Raw genomic sequence first — 23,033 nt, 5'->3', positions numbered from 1 at the left:
TATATTTTTCAGAATAGTTTTTTTATTGTAAGTACGAGGTAACTTGATGCTGTTTCGGTTTGAGTGAGTCCATAGTGAGTCCATAATGAGTCCATAGTGACTCCATTAAAACAGTCCTTTTAATGGAGTCACTATGGATGCACTATGCTGTCTATATTCTATCATACCAACTGTGATAGCATTAAGATATACCGATAATTAAAAGGATTTTTTTTTTGGGAGAGATGAGATGAAAACATCTGTTTTACAAAGATAATTCTTTTTTTAAAAAGCATAAACTCCCTCCTTTTTAACTAATTATTTAAAAGAAAAGATTAATGCATTTATCTTCTTTCTATTCATTTAAATTCTTCAAATATCTTTCTAAAAACAACCTATAACAATAAGTTATGAAATGTTTTTAATGATTACAACTATTTGATTATTAATACATATTACATCTTATGTAAAGTAATAATTTAAGTGATTAGTAAGATGTTTTGATTGAAAGTTATTCTTTTAAATAAGTTTTTTTGAATATAAAACAATAGGTAATAAGAATGAATTATCATGGTAAGATAAGCTCTAAAATGCACTCTATTTCTAGCTAAAAAAGAATAGAGAAAAACGGAGTAGATAGTAGAAAAAAAAAGAACCATCCGGTAAGGATAGTTCTTAGTTTATATATTTTGATCTTTACTTATTCTATTATGGAAGCCATTTTTTAGTGAAGTTAGGCTTTCTCTTTTCTAAGAAAGCATTTCTTCCTTCTATAGCTTCGTCAGTCATATAAGCTAGACGTGTAGCTTCACCAGCGAACACTTGTTGACCTACCATTCCATCATCTGTTAAGTTCATCGCGAACTTAAGCATTTTGATAGACATAGGAGATTTAGCTAATACTTCTTGTGCCCATTCATAAGCAGTATCTTCTAGTTCAGCATGAGGGATTACAGCATTTACCATACCCATTTCGAAAGCTTCTTGAGCAGAATAGTTTCTACCTAAAAAGAAGATTTCTCTTGCTTTCTTTTGACCTACCATTTTAGCTAAGTAAGCAGAACCGTATCCTCCATCAAAACTAGTTACATCAGCATCTGTTTGTTTAAAGATAGCATGCTCTTTACTCGCTAGTGTCATATCACATACTACGTGAAGACTATGTCCTCCACCTACAGCCCATCCAGGTACTACAGCGATTACTACTTTTGGCATAAATCTGATTAGACGTTGTACCTCTAAGATATTAAGACGGTGCATACCATCGTCTCCTACATACCCCTGGTGTCCCCTAGCCTTTTGATCTCCACCACTACAGAAAGAATAGATACCATCTTTAGGTGATGGTCCTTCTGCAGATAATAATACTACACCGATAGATGTATCTTCTTGTGCATCATAGAATGCGCGATATAGTTCACTAGTCGTTTTAGGTCTAAAAGCATTGCGAACCTCTGGTCTATTAAAAGCAATACGAGCTACTCCATTACACTTCTTATATGTAATGTCCTCAAACTCGATAGCTGTTTCCCATTGAATCTTACTCATAATGTTTTTGAATTTAGCGTAAAAATAACCTATTTTTTACATTATATTGCCATTCCAAAACATTATAATACATGAAAAAAACACTTCTATCACTAAGCATCTTTTTTGCAGTCATGAGTTCTTATGCTCAAGACTATGATTTTCAAACTCTTGTAGACATAGATGCTACACCAGTTATTAGTCAAGGTAAGACAGGTACATGCTGGAGTTTCAGTACTTCTTCGTTCTTAGAATCTGAGATTATTAGAAAAACTAATAAGCATATAGACCTTTCAGAGATGTACACTGTGCGTAATATCTATCCTGAGAAAATAGAAAACTACATTCTTAGACAAGGTAAAACACAGTTCGGTCAAGGAGGTTTAGCCCACGATGTGATTAATAGTATCCGTACATACGGTGTGGTACCTGTAGAGGCATATTCTGGATTAGTTGGAAAGGAATCTTTTGATCACGGGGAACTTTTTAAAGTATTAAAGGGGTTAATAGATACTTATGCCAAGAGTGATTCTCCTATTTCTAATAATTGGAAGCAGATAACAGAGAATATACTTGATACTTACATGGGTAAGAATATTAAAGAGTTTACTTATGAAGGGAAGAAATATACTCCTGAGAGTTTTCTAAAATTGACTACCATTAATCCTGATGATTATATCACAATTACTTCTTTTAACAATAAAAGTGAATACTCTTCGTTTATATTGAATATTCCTGATAATTTTTCTAACGGAAGTATGTATAATTTGCCATTAGATGAATATATTAGTAATATAGACTACGCTTTGAGTAAAGGATATACCCTATCTCTTGACTGTGATGTATCAGAGCCTACATTCTCAGGTAAGTATGGTATTGCTTTTATTCCTGATAATAAAGAAGACGAAAAGAAAGGATTAACAGAAATAATTAAAGAAAAACAAGTTACACCCGCTTATAGACTTGAAGAATTTTATAACTTCAATACACAAGATGACCACTTGATGCATATTATTGGTAAAGTAAAGGATCAAAATGGTAATATTTACTATAAAGTTAAAAATTCATGGGGTGCGAATAGTGATCGTGTAGGAAATGATGGTTATATTTACATGAGTATTCCTTACATGAAATTGAAGTCAATATCTGTGCTATTGCATAAAGATGGTCTTCAAAAAACAACAAAGGATAAATTAGGATTAAAATAGTAGTTAACGACAATAAAATTAGGCCAGTTATAACATCTATCTAACTGGTCTTCTACTTGGGGAAAGAATGATTAATAAAAAGTTTATAGCAGTAACATTATTGGCAGCATTAGTATTTAATGCGTGTCAACAGAAAGAAAATAGAGATTTAGCTACTAATATTCCTTTAATAAAAGAACACAATGTCTTAGTGGAAAACCCTTATAAAGTGGAGTTTCCAGTAGTGCCAACTGAGTATATTTTAGACAAGGCTCATATTATAGAGAATTTTTATAATGATAATATCAATAAGACTGGATACACTGGAAGTTTCTTAGTTGCTAAGAATGGCCAGATTATCTATGAGAATTATTCAGGGGTATCTGATAGACGTGGTAACGATTCTATTAATAGTGAGACACCTATGCACGTCGCTTCTGTAGGAAAAGTAGTGACGGCTGTAGCTGTCTTAAGATTAGTAGATGCAGGGCTAATTAGTCTAGACCAGAGTGTTTCTGAGATTATAAAAGGTTTTCCTTATCCAGAGATTACAGTTAGAACACTACTGAGTCATCGTAGTGGTCTGGGATATTATGGATATTATAAGAACATTTGGGATATAAAGAAAACGGTTACTAACGAGGATGTAGTAAATACGATTAACGATAAGAAAGTAACGTTAGACTTTAAACCTAATTCTAAATTCACTTATAGCAATACTAACTATGTCTTGCTAGCTTCTATTGTAGAGCGAGTGACTAAGAAGAGTTTTAAACAGGCGCTTAGAGAGTTGATATTTGAACCTTTAGATATGGCACATAGTTTTGTATTTGACGATGTATCATTAAAGAATCAAGTAACTCAGTCATTTTATAAAAACAGTTCTTTACAGCGATGGGATTACCTAGATGGTACTTATGGAGATAAGAATATATACACTACTCCTAGAGACTTTCTAAAGTTAGATACAGCCTTATATTCAGATAATTTTCTTAGTGCAGATCTTAAACAGGAGATGTATAAAGGATATAGTTATGAAAGTAAAGGTAAGAGAAACTATGGTTTGGGAATGCGACTAATCGAAATGGACAATGGTGATAATTATACGTATCACAATGGTTGGTGGAGAGGAAATACTTCTTCATATATACGATTAGCAAAGGATAATGTATGTATTATTTTATTTTCTAATAAGTATTCTAGCTTAACATATAAGACAGTTAGTTTAGCTCACCATTTCGGTGATTATCCTGTAGGTGATATGGAACTCTAAAATAAAGATTATGAAAACAGCGAATGATATTTTTGGTATTAAATACGCTATTTGCCAAGCTCCTATGTTAGGAGTCGCTACACCTGAGATGGTAGCAGCAGTGAGCAATGCAGGCGCTATAGGAACTCTACCTTTAGGTGGCTTACCTCCTAGCCTTAGTGAAGAATTAATCATAAAGACGATGTCTTTAACTGATAAGCCATTTATCGTTAACATGTTTCTTAATCCTATAGTGGAGGTCGTACAAGATGATATAAACACTATGCAGAATGAGTTAGTCAAGCTTAGTAATAAGATTGACTATACTTATGATATAATTAAAGAATTTAACCAAGATACTTATCAAGGAAATCTGGAAGTAGTTAAAAGGCTTGGTTTAAAATACATCGCTTTTACTTTTGGCTGCTTTACAGATCAAGAGATAAAAGAATTACACGAAGCTAATATTTATCTAATAGGGACGGCTACTACTGTGGCAGAAGCCGTCTTCTTAGATAAAAAGGGAATAGATGCTATTATACTACAAGGCATCGAAGCTGGCGGGCACCGCGGTTCTTTTTTAAAAGAAACTCTTGAAGACAATTTATCATTAGACGAATTATTTAAAGCAGTAACTCCATTAGTTACTAACACTATATTTGTGGCAGGAGGTCTATATAATGGCCAACAAGCTAAAGAGTATTTAAAGCGAGGAGCATCACTAGTTTGTTATGGATCTCTTTTTATAGGGGCTGATGAAAGTAGCGCTGTAGATTATCAAAAAGAGCTTTTAAGCAAAGGAATACCTGTAGAAACAGTATTGACTAAATCATTTACTGGTAAATTTGCTAGAGGAATTCTTAATGATTTTAGCATATGCATTGATAATACTGAAATAAACATTCCTTTATATCCAATTCAAAATATTTTAACACAAAAATTAAGAAGTTTTGTTAAATCAAAAAAAATGCATAACTTTAATTCTCTTTGGTGTGGTACCAATTCGCACTATACTAGAAGAGAAAAATCACTTAATATTATAAATAATTTGATTAAAGAAGTATATGACTTATAGTTTTCAGTATCGTTTTTTAAAGAATGTAAATTTAGAAGAGCTTTTACAAGTATTTAATAAATCTTTCTCAGACTATGTTGTTCCGATGAAACTATCTATGGAACAGTTAAGAGACAAGATTAAAGCAGAAGGTATTGATTTAACGATCTCAGTAGGTGCTTTCTGTAATAAAGAATTAGTTGGTTTTATCTTGCATGCCAAGAATAATGACTATCTATATAATGCTGGTACAGGTGTTCTACCCTCTTTTAGAGGTAATAATCTTACGACTAAAATGTATGATTACGCTATTCCTTTGTTTAAAAGTTTTAGTATGCGTAAGATTAACTTAGAAGTAGTAAGTTCTAATGAGACTGCTTGCAAATCTTATCGCAAGATAGGTTTTAAAAAATGGAGAGTTCTAAATAGTATAAAAGGAATAATTAGTATAAAAACACTTAAATTTGAAGAAGTTGAAGGTTTACAGATCAGCAACCTTCCTTATTATGAATATTTAATTTCTTTTGCAGAAAAGGATATCATCCCTACTTGGGAGAATAATGAGTTCTGTATTCAGAATTTTGAGACCTCTCTAACTATACGAAAGGCAACCATCAATGGCACAACTACTGTCGGATATATTATCTTTGATTCTAAAGCAAATAAGATCCTTCAGATATGGGTAAAAGAAGCTTATAGACGCAAAGGAATTGGTTCTTATTTAATTAAAGAACTTATAGGTAATGATAGAAGCTTTTTAGTAACCAATATAGATGGTCAGAACTTTGGTATTCATTCCTTCTTTAAATCTGTTGGTGGAGAGCCTTATCTAGAGCAAGTAGAAATGGAAATGCACTTAGACTAAATAGAATAAGCAAGAGACAAATTAGTGTTTTACATTTGACTATTGCTTAGTCTATAATTATCCAAACAAAAATGAAGTCATACTTAGAGAACCACCTACATACTTATCATTAAAGATGTGTGTATGATCTGAGTTATTGACTAAACCAAGAATATATAATAGCGGAAAATAATGATCAGGTGTTGGTATAGCATTTTGTAAGCTAGCTCCTTGGTTTTTATAATCCAGAAGTTTGCTGTATTCTCGAGATAATACAGCTTTTTTGACTAATTCATTACTTTCTATTGCCCAATCAAAGCCATAATTATCTGTATTCATATTCCCCCAGTCTATGGCTGACAAATTGTGTACTATGTTTCCACTACCGATAATCAATACACCTTTCTTTCTAAGGGCTTGTAGCTGTCTTCCTATTTCTAGATGATAGTTGGCATCTTTATAATAATCTATGCTTAATTGTAGTACTGGCACATTAGCTTCAGGAAACAAATGGCATAGTACAGACCATGCTCCATGATCTAATCCCCACGTTAGATCCTCATGGATTATCTTCTGTTCACTTAATCCGATAATCTCTTGAGCTAACAAAGGACTCCCTTTAACATCATAATTAACGTCAAATAACGCTTTGGGAAAACCTCTAAAATCGTGTATTGTACTAAGAGTAGAATTACCTGTCACTAATGTTCCCTTAGTTAACCAGTGAGCAGAAATGACAAGAATAGCTTCAGGTTTTGGTAATTGTTTACCTAGATTCTTCCAGTAGTTAGAGAATTCATTATCCTCTATCGCGTTCATAGGTGATCCATGTCCTATAAATAAGACAGGCATTACCTCTTCTCTATCTTTTAACCAAAATAAGTCGTTTAAAACCTGATGTTCTTGCATAGCTTTTGTTTTTTACTCTGATAATATTTTTTTGATATCTCTATTATCCCCATAGATAACCATGATATCACCTTTATTTAGTACAGTCTCATAAGAAGCGATTCCTTGTACCTCGTGTATTTTCTTATGTAAACCGATAAAGCTTTTCTCTTGTTTAATCTTAAGTGTTGTAAGCACTACTAGATTAAAGTTAGTTCTAAAACCAATATCTCCAAGTGTTCTACCAGCAAAACGATCAGATACAGTAATCTCAACGATACTATATCTTCCGTTAATTTCGTAAGAATCTACTACTCCTTTTATACATAACTTCTTAGCCCATCTCTCTGCAGTTTCTTCTTCAGGATGTACTATTTCGTCTACACCTATAGCCTGTAATACATTCTCATGTACAGGTGTAATCGCTCTACTAATTAGGCGTTTTACATTAAGATTTTTCAGTACAGCTGTAGTCATGATATTTGCTCCCTGATCTTCACCTATAGCTACGATAACGATATCCGTGTTAGCTAATGGCAGTCCAGACATCATATATTGATCTGTAGAGTCTAAGCATATCGTATGAGAGATCATATCTTTATTTGCATCTACTCTTGCCATATTCTTATCTACACCGATAACTTCATTTCCCTGCTCTGTTAATTTCTGAGCTAATGAAGCTCCAAAGTTCCCTAAACCGATAATAATATATTTCATGCTATACTTTAGTTAATCAGAATTTCTTCTGTTGGATATCTATAATTTGTCAATTTTTCTTTTCTACTCACAGCGATTAAGATCGTCAGCATACTTACCCTACCTATAAACATAAGCATAATAAGTGTTACTTTACTAGGATCAGTTAATTTAGCTGTTATACCAGCACTTAATCCAGATGTACTATAAGCAGAGAATGCCTCATACGCTAAGCGCAATAAATCTATCCCAGGTTCAAAAAAGGACAGCGCAAAAATAGCTATTCCTATTACAAACAAAGATAAAAATATAATAGCAAAGGCACGCTGTACAGATAATGGATCTACTTCTCGTCTATATACTTCTAAGCGAGACTTTCCTTTCATTAATGCCCATATATTCAAGATAGCAATAGCGAAAGTACTAGTCTTAATACCCCCTCCAGTAGAAACAGGAGAAGCTCCAATCCACATTAGTAAGATAATTAATAAGAATGTCGATACGGTAAACATATTATTATCTACAGAGGCAAAACCAGCTGTACGTGGAGATGTGGCTGTAAAAAAAGCAGTTACCACTTTCCCAAAACCGTCGTGTTCTGATAGTGTATTATTATATTCTAATATATACACTAAAAAAGTACCTCCTACGATTAAGGCTACTGTTGTAATTAAGATAATACGAGTACTCAAGTTAATTACGCGAGGTACATATACTTTAGCTTCTTTCTTACTAATAGGCAATAATCTATTCACCACTAAATGCTGTAGGTATTTATAAACATTAAAGACAATAGGAAAACCTAACCCGCCCATAATAAATAGTCCTGCTATAATTAAATGAAGTGGATAGTTAAACCTGTATTCAAAGGTATATAAGTTCTCTGGTAAAGTAGAGAATCCCGCATTACAGAATGCTGATACTGCGTGAAAAATAGAAAAGAATACACGATCAAATAGTGATTCGAAATGCTGATGGCGAATACTGATAAAGATAGCAATCATCCCAATAACTTGGATAACTCCTGAGATAATGATAATTCGTTTTAATGTAGCAAATACATCTCCTAGCTTATCTATATAAGACATATCTTTTAAGACTAACTGGTTACCATAAGATGCTTTCCCTCTAAAAAAGAAACTAAAGTAACTAGCTAATGTCATGATACCTAGTCCACCACATTCCATTAAGAAAATCATCACTGTCTTACCAAAAACAGTGAATTGGGCTCCTATGTCTACAGTAGATAATCCTGTCACACAGACAGCACTAGTCGCTGTAAATAAAGCATCTATATAGCGTAAACTTCCTGGAGTAACTGTTGCTTTAGGGAAAGAGAGCATAAATGCTCCAATAAATATAATCAGTAAGAAGCTGACTACAAATAGCTGAGCAGGATTCATTCTGGTTTGCTTCAAGTTCAATTGCAAAACGGAGAATTCCCTTACAACCATTAAAAATACTCCAAAGAAAATAACAGCGTTACTGTCAAAGAAGCGGATAGTGTGTTCTGGTTGCCATCTAGCGATGATAAGGATTAAGAATAAAAGTATACTGAATATATCAAATATCTTAATACCTAGTGTTTCATAATTTCCTTTGTTCAGGTATCGCCTAGCAATAGCGATCATTCCTATGGTTAAACAGATATTATAAAGGATGTTTAACTGATAGTGATACTCATTAAGTGTATTAAAACCTAAGTCGTATATCAAGATGAATAAGGTAATAAAACTAATCCAAAATGGGAGACGTACTAAGACAAAGTTTAATTGCTTAGTGATATTGTCTTTTAGATAATAAAGTGGCATCTTATAGAACTAATTCTTTAAATAAACGGTTTAATACTCCCTCTACATCTTCTGTCAATCCTGGATGAGGGCGAGAAGCTTGTATCGCTGAACTCTTCACAGCTGTCAGCCATCTGAAGCGCTCTGCAACATCAAGTAAGGCTATAGGTGAACTCTTGCAAGTTCCTTTAGCTATACGCTCAAAAGCATCTACGTGCATCTTTAAAGTTTCGAAGTCTAACTCACTTTCAAAACAATTAATTTTTGTCTCATTTAAATAAAATGCAGACACAAGTGTTCGCTTTGACTTACAGAATACTAATACCCCTATGTTGATAAACTCCTCTCTTTCGACTTTAGGTGTATATCTAATTACTGAATACTCATATACCTGCATTGCGATATTTTTTAGCTTCGTTAACAAATATATCCGAATTAGCTAGCCTGCTCTGTAAGAATGCTAGATATATAGCTCTGATTTCTTCAGGATTTAAGTCACTCTCCTTCCATTCTAACCAATCACTAGGTATCTGATTAGTAATGGTTTTAAGCACATCACCTTGAAGTAAAACTTTAAGCTCATTATCTACTATATCTAGGTCATTTGCCACAGGTAGAAGAACGTGATCCTTTATAAAAGTAAATGGCGTTAAGGCACTTTTCTCCCAATTCGTAAATGAATGATGAAAATAGAATGCTGCACCATGATCGATTAACCAAAGTTCCTTATGCCAAATAAGCATATTTGTATTTCTAAAAGTACGATCTACATTAGTAATAAATGCATCTAACCATACAATCTGCGAGGCTAGTTTACTATCTATTACTAAAGCAGAAGGATCATAAGTCAATGCTCCAGATAGAAAGTGAAGTCCTAAGTTTAGTCCTTTGCTAAATTGAAGTAAGTCTTGTATCTCCTCATCAGCTTCTGTTCTTCCAAAAGCTTCGTCTAATTCTGCAAATACAAGTTCAGGTACTTGTAAGCCCAACTGCTGAGCAATAAGACCACCTAATAGTTCTGCTATAAGTGCCTTCACACCATGTCCAGCTCCTCTAAACTTTAAGACATACTTAAAGTCATCATCTGCTTCTGCAAGAGCAGGAAGTGATCCTCCTTCTCGCAACGGCATAATATATCTTGTAACTGTTACAGTCCTTAGACCTGCTTTATTCTCCATTTGCTTTGTTTCTAATAGAAATATTGTGCAATATTAACTAAAAAACCCCCAAAGTAACTTACTTTGAGAGTTAAATTTTATACTGACGCTATTTGCATTTTTTAAGAGTTTACCTCTTATTTGTAAAATATTGTCTTTTTATGTGTAGGGCAGTCGAATCGATGAGAACCGGGTAAGTATGCTGTACTCATTAGAAACTCATTAACTATCTCCCCTCCTACGAATTTAAAGTGCTTTTTAAATAACTTCACCCAGTCTGCTAACTCTAACGCCTTATGTTGGTCTAACCATTGTTTAAAGCTACCATGCGCTTGCTGTAGAGTTATAATTTGATTTGCATTATAAATAGCTGCATTTACTTTTAATTTGTTGCGTATGATACCACTATCTTGTAATAGTCGCTCTATATCCTTCTCCTTAAAGTTAGCTACTTTAAGAATATCAAATCCTGCATAGGCAAGTTGAAAGTTCTTTCTCTTTTGTAAGATAGTGTTCCAGCTAAGGCCTGCCTGATTAATCTCTAGGACTAAGCGTTCGAATAACTCATTGTCATCTGTTAACTCAAAACCATATTCATGATCGTGATAAAACTTATTCGGATTATCAGAGTCTGGCGGAAGTTCATTACAGAAGTCGCAGTAGTGTTTCTTGACAGCCATTGTTAGTTAAGTACTTTTATCTTAGCGTCTACTAATACCTTTCTGAAAGCGTTCTTCGCATCTACTGACTTAAGTCCATAGATATCTCTAGTCTTCCTATTATTAAGTTTAACTACGGCTTTAGTGGCTAATCCCTTAGGCATTTTTACATACTTAATGTCGTGTTTGTCTATATTGCTAATAGAGGTACTTACTAAAAAGTTCTTCACTACGATATATAAGAACATAGCTACAACAATACAGAAGACATAATCCATCTCATTAGGCTGTTGCCAATTAGCAGTATATAGTCTTACTGAACCTAATATAAGAATAGAAATAGACATCACTCTAGAAGAAGTTAATCTTCCTTTATAGTTGTCATTAATCTCTAATTGTTTGGTCTCTTTATTAAACTTAATCATTTATCTCATTTTTATAGAAACAAATCTACTAATAAAATAGCGTATTAAAAGCCAATATATTGTTAGTATTCTGCTATTCTTCTAAATAATTAGAGCCAATTAAGTTGACTTAATTGGCTCTAGTTAAATTATTTTATATGAAAGTATAAATAAGACTTTCCTTTGTTTAAATTTCCTTCAGTACTATTTGATATCTTATCTTCTATTCTTAGATATCCCGCTTGAAATCCTACTTCTAGATCCCCTTTGTAAACTTGTTTGGTTTGAAGATAATATTTAGTTTCTGGATCTTTCTCTAATTCTTCTTTAGTAGCAGGTCTATTAGATAGAATACTTACTACGCTAGGCATCTTCCCTGCTTCTACAATTGGACTAATAGCAATCTGTTCTGGATAATCCCAAATAAGCTTACAGTCTTTATTATCTTTACTTTCAAACACGTGATACTTAAGCACAACCTTCTGCTGATCTACAACTAGTAGGTCTAATCTCTTACAAGTACTATTATTAGCTTCTAGTAGTCCTACAGGTAGATTACCTACTTTATTTCCAGCATACTTTAGATTACCTACTGGTAGTTCACTTAAATTTTTTAATGCAGTATAAGGAGCATCAAATATTGGGTCTGCCTTAGTATTGTTGTCATCACTTTTACTACATGATACAGCTATTATTGCAATAACTAGAATTAAATATTTCTTCATATTTAGTTGTTAAACGATTGTTAATACAAACATAATTAAATTAACAATACAAAACATACTATACCAAAATAAAAAAGCCCAAGTAGATTATACTTGGGCTTCTATATTTAATACCTGTAATTACTTACACGTGTAATGCTCTGTTATCAGTTGCAGCTAACGCAGCTTCTTTAATTGCTTCTGCGAAAGTTGGGTGAGCGTGAGACATTCTAGAGATATCTTCTGCAGATGCTCTGAATTCCATAGCTACTACTGCCTCAGCGATTAAGTCTGCAGCACGAGCACCTACCATGTGGATTCCCAATACTTCGTCCGTATTTTTATCAGCTAATATTTTAACTAATCCATCAGTTTCAGCACTTGCTCTTGCACGTCCTAAAGCTTTGAATGGGAAGCTACCAGCTTTATACTCAATTCCTTCAGCTTTTAATTGCTCTTCTGTTTTACCAACTGAAGCAACCTCTGGCCATGTGTAAACAACACCTGGGATTAAGTTATAATCGATATGAGGTCTTTGACCAGCTAAGAATTCAGCTACCATTACTCCTTCTTCTTCTGCTTTGTGAGCAAGCATAGCACCACGTACTACGTCACCGATAGCGTAGATATTAGAAGCTGTAGTTTGTAAGTGATCATTCACTTCTACTTGTCCTCTATCAGTTAATTTGATCCCTGCTTTATCAGCGTTTAACCCATCAGTATAAGGACGACGTCCTACAGCTACTAATGTGTAATCTCCTTCTAAAGTAACGATTTCTCCTTTTTTATCTTCTGCAGTTACAGTTACTACATCACCTTGACGTACTACACCTTGTACTTTGTGAGAAGTATAGAACTTCATCCCTGCTTTTTTAAGCACTTTAGTTAATTCTTTAGATACAGCGCTATCCATCGTAGGTAATACTCTATCAGCATATTCTACTACAGATACTTTAGAACCTAATCTCATGTAAACTTGACCTAACTCAAGTCCAATAACACCACCACCGATTACGATTAAGTGTTTAGGTACTTCTGGTAATTTTAAAGCTTCAGTAGAAGTAATTACTCTTTCTTTATCTAAAGTAATGAATGGTAAAGTAGATGGTTTAGATCCTGTAGCAATGATTGTATTCTTTGCTTCAAATGATTCTACAGTTCCGTCTGCTTTTGTTACATTGATAGTAGTTGCGTTCTCAAATGATCCAACTCCTTCAAATACAGTAATCTTGTTCTTATCCATAAGGTACTTAACACCTGATGATGTTTGATCAACTACTGCTTGTTTTCTTTCGATCATTTTTGATAAATCGAACTTCACTTCTCCAGTGATTTCTATTCCGTGATCAGCAAAATGAGCCATCTCTTCTACGTGGTGAGAAGATGCTAATAATGCTTTAGAAGGGATACATCCTACGTTAAGACAAGTTCCTCCTAAGTTAGAGTACTTCTCTACGATAGCAGTTTTAAATCCTAACTGTGCACAACGAATTGCTGCTACATATCCTCCAGGTCCTGAACCAATTACAACTACATCAAATGAATTCATAATATATTTTACTTATATGTTGTTTTTATATACTTGACAAAGTTACACTTTTTATATAATTTCACTAAAAGTATACTTTAAAGTTTCTGTTTTTTTCAAGGATTATCGCTATTAGTACAAAACTCTTAGTCCTCCTTTAATCATTGATATCTCAAATTTGTTAGTGTCGTACTCATAGTACTCCCCATCCATTTGAAACCCATTCTTTTCTTGACCTACTATTTCTACAGTGATTTTATCTGTTTGAACATAGTCTGTTTTTCTAAACTTTTCCGTTTTCTTTAAGATAACATAAAGACCAAAAGTTAGTTGTTTAAAGATATTGATTTTAGGCACCATTAGGTAGTCTAGTAATCCATCAGTCAAACTAGCCTTAGGAGTAAGTGACATATTATATCCCATCTCATTAGAATTAGAGATAAACAATAATAAAGGATTTACCTCCTTAGTCTGCCCATTATAAGTAACTAACATTCTTTTAGTCTTATAATGTTGTGCTGAGTGTAAAGCAGCTTTAATATAAGCACCTAGTTTTCTCTTTCCAGACTTCTCATAATTATCTATAATAGTAGCGTCTATCCCGAAGCCCATATTACTAAAGAAATACTCCCCATTCACACATCCGACATCCATATTCATTACCTTTCCATCTCTAACGCGCAGTATTGCTTTCTCTATATCTTTAGGAATAGATAGATTAGAAGCTAATCCATTACCTGACCCGACAGGTACTACTCCGAAGATAACATCTTTACCCACTACTTCTGTTGCTACCTCATGGATTGTGCCATCTCCACCACATGCCACAATAATATCGGCATTAGCGGCTAGTGCCTCCTGTGTTAAAGTAACAGCATGTCTTTTATAGGTAGAATTAAGTACGTGTACATCGAATGATTTCTCGTCAAATAGCGTTTTAATATATTCTAAAGTGATATTGTGCTTCCCTTTTCCAGAAATAGGGTTAACGATAAAAAAGATTTTCTTCATAATAGGATTTCAATATGCCATAGCTACACCTTGAATAGTCTGTGTTTTTCTATGAAGTCACAAATATACAAAAGCTATCTCAATAGTTAAATCATAAAAAAAGCCAACTTATGCAGTTGGCTCTAATTTATATTTCTTCTACTTGTAGATTATACTACTTATACTGTAGGTCCTTCCCATTCAGTGATACCACCTAGAAGGTTATGTGTTTCTTCGAATCCTAATGATTCCATTAAATGACATGCTTGGCTACTTCTTCCACCTGCTTTGCAGTATACATAATATGCTTTGCTTTTATCTAATCCACCTACTTCATCTAAAAATCCTTGTCCTTTATAGATATCAATATTAATAGATCCAGGGATTGCCTTTTCTTCTACTTCTTCCTCTGTACGTACGTCTAATATAACAGCGTTAGTGTCAGCTTGCGCTTTTTCCCACCACTGCTCTTGTGATAAATTTGTCATTGTTTGTTCTTTTAGTAATTGTGTCAAATATAAAGTTATTCTATTTCAAATGAAATATTTTTAAAATAAATTGAGTCTATATCCTACATTATACCTTAATTTGCTCTCTTAAAACAACACAATATGTCTTCACATCACATCGTCAGAGATGACCAAGAACCTGCTTTAATTATTGCTAATGGTGCAGCATGTAGCCAAGAACTTATGGGACAGCTACTTGAATGGTCTCCCTTAGTAGTTGTACTAGATTCTGCTATAGAACGAGTGATAGAACTAGGTATCAAGGTAGATGTCTTGATTGGAGACTTCGATAGAGATTTTGATGCTGATTCTTATAGAGAAAGACAATATCCTATTGAGATAGTACACATAGCTGATCAAAACTCTACTGACTTAGATAAAGCGTTTAATTATCTTATCAAAAGAGGTATTCCGGCTGCTAATGTAATCTGGGCTACTGGTAAACGCGCTGATCACACTATCACTAATATAACGAGTATCGTCAAATATAAAGAGGAACTGAAGATAACAATGTATGATGACTACTCGCGTATTTATACATTAAATAAAGAATTTAAGAAGTGGTATGAGAAGGATACTATTATATCGCTTATCCCTGTAGGAGAGGTCACTAATATCACTAGTACTAACCTACTCTACCCTCTTAGTGATGAATCATTAGTCATAGGTGAACGTACAGGTAGTAGTAATTCTGTATTAGAAGATGGCCTAGTGACTATTCAATATAAGAATGGTAGCCTACTAATGATGGAATGCCATGACTAAAGTAAGTGAGATTACTGAGTATGCTATAATTTAAATACCTTCAATCAGTACGAAGACTTCAGACTTTGTACTGATTGAAAGATTATCTACTCCCCCTCTACTCTTTATTTAGTAGTTCGTAGTTTATTGTTTTAAATGTAATTTTAGGATTAGGGTTTTCTTTAAACTTAAATAATATCTTAACTAAATAAGTTTCCTTATCAGTTCTGTCATTAGCTATTTGTTCAATAACTATCTTGTGAATATAATCCTTCTGTACTACAGTTCTCTTGCTATCTTGATTAATAATATCACCTCTTAGAATATAAATCAAGTTCTTATCTTTAAAATCACTTAAATAAGTCTCTTCTAATTCAGCAAGTGTTATTAATTCAATTTTTTCAAGTGTTTTAAATAAAAGTATCTCCTTAAACTTAGTGCCATTATTTTCATACTCATACTTCTCTTGAGCGATTGGTTTAATAGTATTTTTATTAATACCTAGTAGGCTCTGATGAGTATAAAATTGATCATCTATCTTAATTAAAGCCTTGTCATAAGGCGTCTTATCTAGGTAAATAGGAAACTCTCCTTTATACTTTTCTTTAGAATTCTGTGCATGTAGAGAGAAAGAAATACACAGTAAGGCTAAACAGAATAACTTAGTTTTCATATCTTTTGTTTTTAGAATTAGATATTTTATAAAGTTAAAGAATAATATCTTTGTAAAAGTAATAACGTAAAAAGCTATGGATTATTTAAAAGAGGGAGAACACTTCGGAGAGCGCAAACAACAGTTAATAGTTAAAGATGTTATCCTGAGTAAGGCGAATGCTACTGCTAATGCGCATATACGATGGCATTATCATAAGCACGCCTATTTTTTATATAATCTAAATGGTCATCTTAATGAGGTAACTAAGAAAGGAGCATTAGAATTAACCCCTAAGAGCTTACTATATCATCATAGTCAAGAGCCACATTATAATAAGGATATTCAAGAAGATTTTGACTTCCTTCATATAGAACTACCTACAGAGTGGTTCTTAAAATATGATTTGTCACCAAGTATTATAGAGGGAAACTTCCTCTTAAAAGATCCTAGTCTTCAGACTATCTTTAATAAGATACACGTAGAATCTCAATTGGCAGATAAGGCTACTAATCTAGCTGTAGATGGGTTGTTATTACAAGCTTTTGCACAAATAACTAGGCTAAATACAACTACAGAGAAATCTGACACACCACTGTGGGTGAATAAATTAAAAGAAATCATAAGAGAAGAGCGATGGGAACTACTTTCGCTAAATTATCTTGCTGAGGAATTAGAATTGCACCCTGTATATCTCTCTAGAAAGTTCCCTCAATACTTTAATATGAGCTTCGGAGAGTTTCTAAGAACACAAAAACTAGAGAGAGCAATAGACTTGCTACTAACTAATACAATGAACAATGCTGAAATAGCCTATCAATGTGGTTTCTCAGATGAGAGTCATTTTATTAAAGTCTTTAAAGCAAAGTATGGTATGACTCCTGCTACTTTTAAATCACTGAAATAGGTTTTTGTGATTTTGGCTTTTTGTTAGAGATAAATAAGCTTTTATGAGTTGATTAAACTATAAAAGCTTATTTGTACGACTCCACAACTCCACACCATTACAACATCACGACATCACAAAAAAGTTTACAATTTACTAACAGGTTTATTACATCCTATTTAAGTTCCTTTTTGTACCTTACTTTTGTAAAATAAACTAAACGAAAGAAACTATGTATAGCTTTAAGAATGACTACGCTGAGGGAGCTCACGCTAGTATATTATATAAAATAGTAGAGAGTAACCTAGTACAACAAGCAGGTTATGGAGAGGATGATTACACTAAAGAAGCGAAACAGCTTATTAAAAATAAAATAGGTAATCAAGATGCTAGTATATTCTTAGTATCAGGAGGAACACAGGCCAACTTATTAGTTATTTCTTCTATCCTACGTACACATCAGGCAGTTATTGCTCCTCAGACAGGACATATCTTTGCTAATGAAACGGGGGCTATAGAAGCTACAGGACATAAAGTCATCGCTGTACCTCCTACTAATGGTAAAATAACTGCTCAAGATATCGAGCGCACTTATGGAGAATACGGATTAAGGCCTCATGTCGTAGAGCCTAAGATGGTTTATATCTCTAACTCTACAGAATTAGGGACTATCTATACTAAGGCAGAACTAGAAGCTATCTCTGTTATGTGTAAACAACTTGGTTTATACCTATTTATAGATGGTGCGCGGTTAGGGCATGCACTGATGGCAGAAGACAATACGCTTACTCTAGAGGATATCGCTAGCTTATCAGATGTCTTTTATATCGGTGGAACGAAGAATGGAGCGTTATTTGGAGAGGCAATTGTATTTAGTAATACTGAACTAGCTACTTACTTTGATTACAATCTAAAACAAAGAGGCGCTTTACTAGCCAAAGGTAGATTATTAGGAATACAGTTTCTAGAGCTTTTTAAAGACGACTTATACTTTGACTTAGCCAAATATGCTAATACAATGGCAGCTAGGTTAACAGCAGCCTTTAAAGCTAAGGGGTACTCATTCTTAGTAGACTCTACTACTAATCAGATATTCCCTATCCTACCAATCTCATTGATTGAAAAACTAAATAAAGAATATGATTTTTTCACTTGGAAAGTAATAGATGATAAGCATGCCGCTATTCGACTAATTACTTCTTGGGCAACACACGAAAGAATTGTTACTGAATTTATTGAAATGATAGAGTAATTCTATTTAAAATAACTGACTTAAAGCCTCAAAGAGAATAAACTCTTTGAGGCTTTTTTTTGGAAAAAACGAAACATTAATTGCCTTCTTGTATTTTAGAAGTAAAAAGAATAATTATAAATAAGAAAATAAGCAGTATTAATATTATGCCAATAGAATAGTTGATTAACACCGTAAAAAGGATGAAATAGATAAAAACTAATAAAAATCTTTAAAATTAAGTTAATTTATATTGTTATTTTACTTTTAACAAATCTAAATAAGCATATCTTTGAATGGAAATAGTACTTATTAACTTATCTATAAAGTAAAATGAAAGCAAAACTACTTACGTGTATTATCTTCCAATGTTTTTTTACTTATGCACAACAAAACGACTCTATCCAACGACAAATCTTAAAGGATGAATTAAAGAAAGAAATTATCAAAGAGCTTAAGGAGGATAAAAAAAGACTTCTAAGCTGGGATAACTTTACTCTTAGTGGTTACGGAGCTATAAATTATTATAATTATGGCAAATATGATACTGATCCTAATATTAAGAACAAGTTTGACGCAGAGAGACTAAACCTTTATTTAGGTTATCACTTTAATGATTGGATTAGTTTAAAAACAGAGATCGAATTCGAACATGGTGGTACAGGTTCTACCATAGAGCTTGATACCCAAGAAGAGTTTGGAGAATATGAGAAAGAAATTGAATCAGGTGGAGAAGTTAAGCTAGAGCAGATATATATTGACTTTAAAATTCGCCCCTACTTTAATGTTCGTGCAGGACGTATGAAGCTTCACTTTAACCTAGCACAAAACCTTGACAGGCCAACGAACTATTTTACAGCTCATCGACAAGAAATGGAGAACGAAATGCTTCCACTTGGTTGGTATGAGAATGGTATCCAGTTCTATGGTAACTTTTTAAAAGATCGCCTTCGTTACGAATTATCGATAACAAATGGCCTAGATGCAACAGGATTTAGTTCTCGTAACTGGGTAAAAAGAGGTTACCAAACCCGTTTTGAAATGGCTGTAGGCAATAGCCTAGCATTTACCGCTCGTCTAGATTATAAATTCGGAAAAAACAAGAACACTTTTGCTGGAGTTGCTGCTTATGTTAATGATGCTGCTGCCAATAGACCTAAAAAAGACATGGACGTATCTGCTTATGTTACCATATTCGAAGGGCACGTCAGCTATGATGAGAACTACTTAAAGTTTAGCTCTGTCTTCTTATATGGAAATATTGAAAACTCTAATATAGTAAGTAGAAAGAATGCGAACCTATCTAATAACTTAGGAGTGAAGAGAACACCTGTTGGAAAATCTATGATTGGGTTCTCTGGAGATATAGGATATGAAGTATTGCACTTATTTAACTTCAAGACTTCTCAACAACTTTATCCTTTTATGAGATACGAATACTACGACACAATGTATAAAACAGAAGGTGCTGTGGTACGCAAACCTAGATGGGAAAGAAGCGTCATAACTGGAGGTATCAATTGGTTCGTACACCCACAAGTAGTAGTGAAAGCACATTATTCTTCTAGAAGACTAGGCTCAGACCACTATGATCCGATTACTTCTTTAAATACAGGAGAAAAACAACGTGAGAATACTTTCACTGCAGGAATAGGATTTACATTTTAATTTAATCACACTAAATATCACACATAATGAGAAACAAATTTTTAACCTTAGGACTAGTAACAATGTCTTTTATCATGGCTAACTGTAGTAATAATGATGATACAAATACTATAGACGATAGCAAAGACAAATTTCATACGTCTGTCATTACAGATCTTACAGGTAATGTAATAATTGAGACATACAAAGATTTAAATAACAAGGCTATAGCATTAGATAAAGCGATTAATACATTTAATACTACACCTACTCAACAAAACTTAGAGCTGGCTAAAAAAGCTTGGGTGGATACGCGTAAACCATGGGAATTATCTGAAGGTTTTTTATATGGACCTGTTGAGGATAATGGTATTGATCCAGCTATGGATACTTGGCCTGTAGATGTAGAAGCGATGAATAATATTCTAAAAAGTAATCTACCTATTACACCAGCTTTAATTAATTCTAATAATGAAGCTAGAGGATTCCACTTAATCGAATTCTTATTATGGGGAGAAGATGGAACTAAAAAAGCTGATCAAATTACAGCTAGACAGAAGGAATATCTTAAAGCAGCTTCTGAAGATTTACAGAATAACACTAAATTATTATATAACGAATGGAAAACTGACGGAGGTAACTATGCTGCTGTTTTCAATACAGCTGGGATGGGATCTAAAAAATATCCTTCACGAATAGCTGCATTAGAAGAAATAGTTGAAGGGTTAATCACTATCTCGGATGAAGTAGCATCTGGTAAAATAGAAGATCCTTTAAATTCTGAAGGAAGTGTTCCGTATCCAGAAAAAGAAGAATCTCGTTTTAGCAATAATTCTAAAGAAGATTTTATTGATAACATTAGAGGTATCGAGAATATCTACTTAGGGAAATATGACAAATCAGCACAAGGATTATCTACTATAGTAGCAGAGAAAAACAAGGCACTAGATAACGAGGTAAAAGCAGCGATTACGGATGCTATTAAAGCTATAGATGATATACCTGGGACTTTTACGCAAGCTATTTACAGCAATAGACCTCAAGTAATCAAGGCTCAAAACAGTGTAAATGAACTTACTAAACTACTTAAATCTAAACTTAAACCTTTTGTGAATTCATTATAGGTTAAGCATCTTAAGTAGAACACACCTAGTTTAAGAGTCTGTTTGCAAGATAAACAGACTCTTAAATTATTAAAATATTTAGTTATGAAATATATTTCTCTCCCTTTTTTGCTCCTATTGCTATTAACCTCCTGTTCTAGTGATGATTCCTCAGAATATGAAAAACTTCCTTCTTTAAATGAAAGAAGATTAGCTGGTGGAGAAACAACAGTTTTTATTAATACCAGTAATGCTTACGGTATGCCAGCCCCTAACCTATCTCCTGCTGATTTAGCTTTACACCTTACAGGTGATCAGGTATTTGAGTTTGTCTATGTTACTCCTCCTAATCCTGTTAATGGTGGATTAGGCCCTATATTTAATAATTCATCGTGTATATCTTGCCACCCAAAAGATGGAAGAGCACCATTTCCTACAGAATTAAGTACGCGAAGTGGTTTCTTTTTTCGCGTAAGTTTGCCTGGTATAGCTGAGAATGGAGGCCCTGTGTCAGTTCCAGGTTTTGGTCTACAAGTACAAAATCAAGCTGTATTTGGCGTACAACCAGAAGCCAAATTTAATGTTACCTATTCTGAGATTGTTGAAGTACTAGCAGATGGAACTAAGGTCATATTGCGCAAACCTCATTATAGTTTGATAGACTCCTATATTCCGGTTCCTAGTAATATACTAATCTCACCTCGTATTGGTTCTCCTGTTTTTGGATTAGGATTATTAGAGGCTATACCTGAGCAAGATATTTTAGCTGATGTAGATGTAAATGACGCTAATAAAGATGGAATCTTTGGAAAGGCAAATTATGTATTTGACGCAGTAACTAAGCAGCGTAAACTAGGCCGTTTCGGGTGGAAAGCTAACACTGCTTCTTTATTAGAACAATGTACTGCAGCCTTTAATAACGATATGGGAATCACTAACTATGTATTTCCAAGAGAAACAGGTTATGGGCAGAGTAATGGTAGTGATGGCTTAAATAGCGGACTAGAGATAACAAATGATATCGCTGATGCAGTTACTTTTTATACACAAACTTTAGCTGTACCTGCTTCTCGTTTTCACGATAATATAGAAGTTAGAAAGGGAGCGCAAATATTCGAAACAATCAATTGTGCTAAATGTCATAAACCTAAACAAAGAACTGGCCATAGCTCCATAAAGGCATTAGCAAACCAAGTATTCTATCCTTATACCGATATGTTATTACACGATATGGGAGAAGAATTAGCAGATGGTCGTCCTGATTTCTTAGCCAATGGGCAAGAATGGAAAACAAGACCGTTATGGGGAATTGGTTTTCAGTATTTAGTCAATGGCCATACTCAATTCTTACACGATGGTAGAGCTCAAAACCTTACAGAGGCTATACTTTGGCATGGTGGTGAAGCACAGCAATCTAAAGATAAGTTTAAACAACTAAGTAAGAAAGATAGAGAAGACTTACTAGCCTTCTTAAATTCACTTTAACGGATCAATCTCAAAAGTTGTGTGTGAATTAAAAACTACAGATCTTTGTAATGATAAATAATAAACGTGGAAAACTATATTGAGTTTATAAAAATGATTTTACCTGAGTTTTTAGTA

At 33.6% G+C, this 23,033-nt stretch carries 23 protein-coding genes; 10 read left to right on the top strand and 13 right to left on the bottom strand.

Going from position 1 to position 23,033, the window contains the following annotated elements:
• Positions 1-687: 687 nt before the first annotated feature.
• Complete coding sequence (locus tag CF599_RS13765; RefSeq protein WP_121966587.1) at positions 688-1,527, bottom strand: 1,4-dihydroxy-2-naphthoyl-CoA synthase; 840 nt, start codon at positions 1,525-1,527, stop codon at positions 688-690.
• A 71-nt stretch (positions 1,528-1,598) separates the two neighbouring features.
• Here CF599_RS13765 and CF599_RS13760 point away from each other — a divergent pair, with 71 nt between their 5' ends.
• The 4 genes from CF599_RS13760 (at position 1,599) to CF599_RS13745 (ending at position 5,864) form a co-directional block, all read left to right on the top strand.
• Positions 1,599-2,714, top strand: coding sequence for a C1 family peptidase (locus tag CF599_RS13760; RefSeq protein WP_121966586.1), 1,116 nt, complete (start codon positions 1,599-1,601; stop codon positions 2,712-2,714).
• A gap of 100 nt (positions 2,715-2,814) precedes the next feature.
• Positions 2,815-3,966 (top strand): serine hydrolase domain-containing protein, encoded by a 1,152-nt coding sequence (locus tag CF599_RS13755; protein WP_121966615.1) that lies wholly within the window; start codon positions 2,815-2,817, stop codon positions 3,964-3,966.
• Between the two features lie 10 nt (positions 3,967-3,976).
• The gene (locus CF599_RS13750) at positions 3,977-5,020 is read left to right on the top strand and encodes a nitronate monooxygenase family protein (RefSeq protein ID WP_121966614.1); all 1,044 of its coding nucleotides are present in this window, start codon (positions 3,977-3,979) and stop codon (positions 5,018-5,020) included.
• On the top strand, positions 5,010-5,864 hold the full coding sequence (locus CF599_RS13745; protein WP_121966585.1) for a GNAT family N-acetyltransferase: 855 nt from the start codon (positions 5,010-5,012) through the stop codon (positions 5,862-5,864). The genes CF599_RS13750 and CF599_RS13745 overlap by 11 nt, the downstream gene beginning before the upstream one ends.
• A gap of 57 nt (positions 5,865-5,921) precedes the next feature.
• Here CF599_RS13745 and ygiD read toward each other — a convergent pair whose 3' ends face one another.
• The 11 genes from ygiD to CF599_RS13690 form a co-directional block, all read right to left on the bottom strand.
• Positions 5,922-6,752 (bottom strand): 4,5-DOPA dioxygenase extradiol, encoded by an 831-nt coding sequence (ygiD, locus tag CF599_RS13740; RefSeq protein ID WP_121966584.1) that lies wholly within the window; start codon positions 6,750-6,752, stop codon positions 5,922-5,924.
• A gap of 12 nt (positions 6,753-6,764) precedes the next feature.
• Positions 6,765-7,448: a TrkA family potassium uptake protein gene (locus CF599_RS13735; RefSeq protein WP_121966583.1), complete on the bottom strand. Its 684-nt coding sequence runs from the start codon at positions 7,446-7,448 to the stop codon at positions 6,765-6,767.
• A gap of 8 nt (positions 7,449-7,456) precedes the next feature.
• Positions 7,457-9,238, bottom strand: coding sequence for a TrkH family potassium uptake protein (locus CF599_RS13730; RefSeq protein WP_121966582.1), 1,782 nt, complete (start codon positions 9,236-9,238; stop codon positions 7,457-7,459).
• A 1-nt stretch (position 9,239) separates the two neighbouring features.
• The gene (locus CF599_RS13725; protein ID WP_121966581.1) at positions 9,240-9,614 is read right to left on the bottom strand and encodes a DUF3037 domain-containing protein; all 375 of its coding nucleotides are present in this window, start codon (positions 9,612-9,614) and stop codon (positions 9,240-9,242) included.
• Entirely contained in the window at positions 9,601-10,395 is a 795-nt protein-coding gene (locus CF599_RS13720) for a HipA family kinase (protein WP_121966580.1), read from the bottom strand. The genes CF599_RS13725 and CF599_RS13720 overlap by 14 nt, the downstream gene beginning before the upstream one ends.
• A gap of 116 nt (positions 10,396-10,511) precedes the next feature.
• Positions 10,512-11,054, bottom strand: a complete 543-nt coding sequence (locus CF599_RS13715) for a DNA-3-methyladenine glycosylase I (RefSeq protein ID WP_121966579.1) — start codon at positions 11,052-11,054, stop codon at positions 10,512-10,514.
• 2 nt (positions 11,055-11,056) lie between these two features.
• Positions 11,057-11,458, bottom strand: coding sequence for a hypothetical protein (locus CF599_RS13710; protein WP_121966578.1), 402 nt, complete (start codon positions 11,456-11,458; stop codon positions 11,057-11,059).
• A 128-nt stretch (positions 11,459-11,586) separates the two neighbouring features.
• Positions 11,587-12,162: a hypothetical protein gene (locus tag CF599_RS13705; protein ID WP_121966577.1), complete on the bottom strand. Its 576-nt coding sequence runs from the start codon at positions 12,160-12,162 to the stop codon at positions 11,587-11,589.
• A gap of 124 nt (positions 12,163-12,286) precedes the next feature.
• Complete coding sequence (gene lpdA / locus CF599_RS13700) at positions 12,287-13,690, bottom strand: dihydrolipoyl dehydrogenase (RefSeq protein ID WP_121966576.1); 1,404 nt, start codon at positions 13,688-13,690, stop codon at positions 12,287-12,289.
• Positions 13,691-13,801: 111 nt separating this feature from the next.
• Positions 13,802-14,680, bottom strand: coding sequence for a diacylglycerol kinase family protein (locus tag CF599_RS13695; RefSeq protein WP_121966575.1), 879 nt, complete (start codon positions 14,678-14,680; stop codon positions 13,802-13,804).
• A gap of 158 nt (positions 14,681-14,838) precedes the next feature.
• Positions 14,839-15,147 carry a rhodanese-like domain-containing protein gene (locus tag CF599_RS13690; RefSeq protein WP_121966574.1) on the bottom strand — a complete coding sequence of 103 codons (309 nt, stop codon included), beginning with the start codon at positions 15,145-15,147 and terminating at the stop codon, positions 14,839-14,841.
• Positions 15,148-15,270: 123 nt separating this feature from the next.
• On the opposite strand from CF599_RS13690, the gene CF599_RS13685 reads away from it, so the two are divergent.
• Positions 15,271-15,933 (top strand): thiamine diphosphokinase, encoded by a 663-nt coding sequence (locus CF599_RS13685; protein ID WP_121966573.1) that lies wholly within the window; start codon positions 15,271-15,273, stop codon positions 15,931-15,933.
• A gap of 97 nt (positions 15,934-16,030) precedes the next feature.
• On the opposite strand, the gene CF599_RS13680 is transcribed toward CF599_RS13685, so the two are convergent.
• On the bottom strand, positions 16,031-16,585 hold the full coding sequence (locus CF599_RS13680) for a hypothetical protein (protein ID WP_121966572.1): 555 nt from the start codon (positions 16,583-16,585) through the stop codon (positions 16,031-16,033).
• 76 nt (positions 16,586-16,661) lie between these two features.
• Between CF599_RS13680 and CF599_RS13675 the strand changes: the two genes are divergently transcribed.
• The 5 genes from CF599_RS13675 to CF599_RS13655 all read left to right on the top strand — a co-directional run bounded on the left by CF599_RS13675 (position 16,662) and on the right by CF599_RS13655 (position 22,916).
• A complete protein-coding gene (locus CF599_RS13675; RefSeq protein ID WP_121966571.1) occupies positions 16,662-17,471 on the top strand; it encodes an AraC family transcriptional regulator in 810 nt (269 codons plus the stop codon).
• Between the two features lie 211 nt (positions 17,472-17,682).
• On the top strand, positions 17,683-18,702 hold the full coding sequence (locus tag CF599_RS13670) for a low specificity L-threonine aldolase (protein WP_121966570.1): 1,020 nt from the start codon (positions 17,683-17,685) through the stop codon (positions 18,700-18,702).
• Between the two features lie 312 nt (positions 18,703-19,014).
• Positions 19,015-20,349: an autotransporter outer membrane beta-barrel domain-containing protein gene (locus tag CF599_RS13665; protein WP_121966569.1), complete on the top strand. Its 1,335-nt coding sequence runs from the start codon at positions 19,015-19,017 to the stop codon at positions 20,347-20,349.
• Positions 20,350-20,375: 26 nt separating this feature from the next.
• A complete protein-coding gene (locus CF599_RS13660; protein ID WP_121966568.1) occupies positions 20,376-21,452 on the top strand; it encodes an imelysin family protein in 1,077 nt (358 codons plus the stop codon).
• 84 nt (positions 21,453-21,536) lie between these two features.
• The gene (locus CF599_RS13655; protein ID WP_121966567.1) at positions 21,537-22,916 is read left to right on the top strand and encodes a di-heme oxidoredictase family protein; all 1,380 of its coding nucleotides are present in this window, start codon (positions 21,537-21,539) and stop codon (positions 22,914-22,916) included.
• Positions 22,917-23,033 lie beyond the last annotated feature (117 nt).

The organism is Myroides sp. N17-2 (genome assembly GCF_002286775.1).
Classification (GTDB): domain Bacteria; phylum Bacteroidota; class Bacteroidia; order Flavobacteriales; family Flavobacteriaceae; genus Flavobacterium.
This window is presented reverse-complemented; position numbering and strand designations above follow the sequence as displayed.

Bases quoted from the DNA above. Each gene is read 5' to 3' on its own strand.
- CF599_RS13765 (WP_121966587.1), bottom strand. From the start codon at position 1,527: ATGAGTAAGATTCAATGGGAAACAGCTATCGAGTTTGAGGACATTACA.
- CF599_RS13760 (WP_121966586.1), top strand. From the start codon at position 1,599: ATGAAAAAAACACTTCTATCACTAAGCATCTTTTTTGCAGTCATGAGT.
- CF599_RS13750 (WP_121966614.1), top strand. From the start codon at position 3,977: ATGAAAACAGCGAATGATATTTTTGGTATTAAATACGCTATTTGCCAA.
- CF599_RS13745 (WP_121966585.1), top strand. From the start codon at position 5,010: ATGACTTATAGTTTTCAGTATCGTTTTTTAAAGAATGTAAATTTAGAA.
- ygiD (WP_121966584.1), bottom strand. From the start codon at position 6,752: ATGCAAGAACATCAGGTTTTAAACGACTTATTTTGGTTAAAAGATAGA.
- CF599_RS13735 (WP_121966583.1), bottom strand. From the start codon at position 7,448: ATGAAATATATTATTATCGGTTTAGGGAACTTTGGAGCTTCATTAGCT.
- CF599_RS13730 (WP_121966582.1), bottom strand. From the start codon at position 9,238: ATGCCACTTTATTATCTAAAAGACAATATCACTAAGCAATTAAACTTT.
- CF599_RS13725 (WP_121966581.1), bottom strand. From the start codon at position 9,614: ATGCAGGTATATGAGTATTCAGTAATTAGATATACACCTAAAGTCGAA.
- CF599_RS13720 (WP_121966580.1), bottom strand. From the start codon at position 10,395: ATGGAGAATAAAGCAGGTCTAAGGACTGTAACAGTTACAAGATATATT.
- CF599_RS13715 (WP_121966579.1), bottom strand. From the start codon at position 11,054: ATGGCTGTCAAGAAACACTACTGCGACTTCTGTAATGAACTTCCGCCA.
- CF599_RS13710 (WP_121966578.1), bottom strand. From the start codon at position 11,458: ATGATTAAGTTTAATAAAGAGACCAAACAATTAGAGATTAATGACAAC.
- CF599_RS13705 (WP_121966577.1), bottom strand. From the start codon at position 12,162: ATGAAGAAATATTTAATTCTAGTTATTGCAATAATAGCTGTATCATGT.
- lpdA (WP_121966576.1), bottom strand. From the start codon at position 13,690: ATGAATTCATTTGATGTAGTTGTAATTGGTTCAGGACCTGGAGGATAT.
- CF599_RS13695 (WP_121966575.1), bottom strand. From the start codon at position 14,680: ATGAAGAAAATCTTTTTTATCGTTAACCCTATTTCTGGAAAAGGGAAG.
- CF599_RS13690 (WP_121966574.1), bottom strand. From the start codon at position 15,147: ATGACAAATTTATCACAAGAGCAGTGGTGGGAAAAAGCGCAAGCTGAC.
- CF599_RS13685 (WP_121966573.1), top strand. From the start codon at position 15,271: ATGTCTTCACATCACATCGTCAGAGATGACCAAGAACCTGCTTTAATT.
- CF599_RS13680 (WP_121966572.1), bottom strand. From the start codon at position 16,585: ATGAAAACTAAGTTATTCTGTTTAGCCTTACTGTGTATTTCTTTCTCT.
- CF599_RS13675 (WP_121966571.1), top strand. From the start codon at position 16,662: ATGGATTATTTAAAAGAGGGAGAACACTTCGGAGAGCGCAAACAACAG.
- CF599_RS13670 (WP_121966570.1), top strand. From the start codon at position 17,683: ATGTATAGCTTTAAGAATGACTACGCTGAGGGAGCTCACGCTAGTATA.
- CF599_RS13665 (WP_121966569.1), top strand. From the start codon at position 19,015: ATGAAAGCAAAACTACTTACGTGTATTATCTTCCAATGTTTTTTTACT.
- CF599_RS13660 (WP_121966568.1), top strand. From the start codon at position 20,376: ATGAGAAACAAATTTTTAACCTTAGGACTAGTAACAATGTCTTTTATC.
- CF599_RS13655 (WP_121966567.1), top strand. From the start codon at position 21,537: ATGAAATATATTTCTCTCCCTTTTTTGCTCCTATTGCTATTAACCTCC.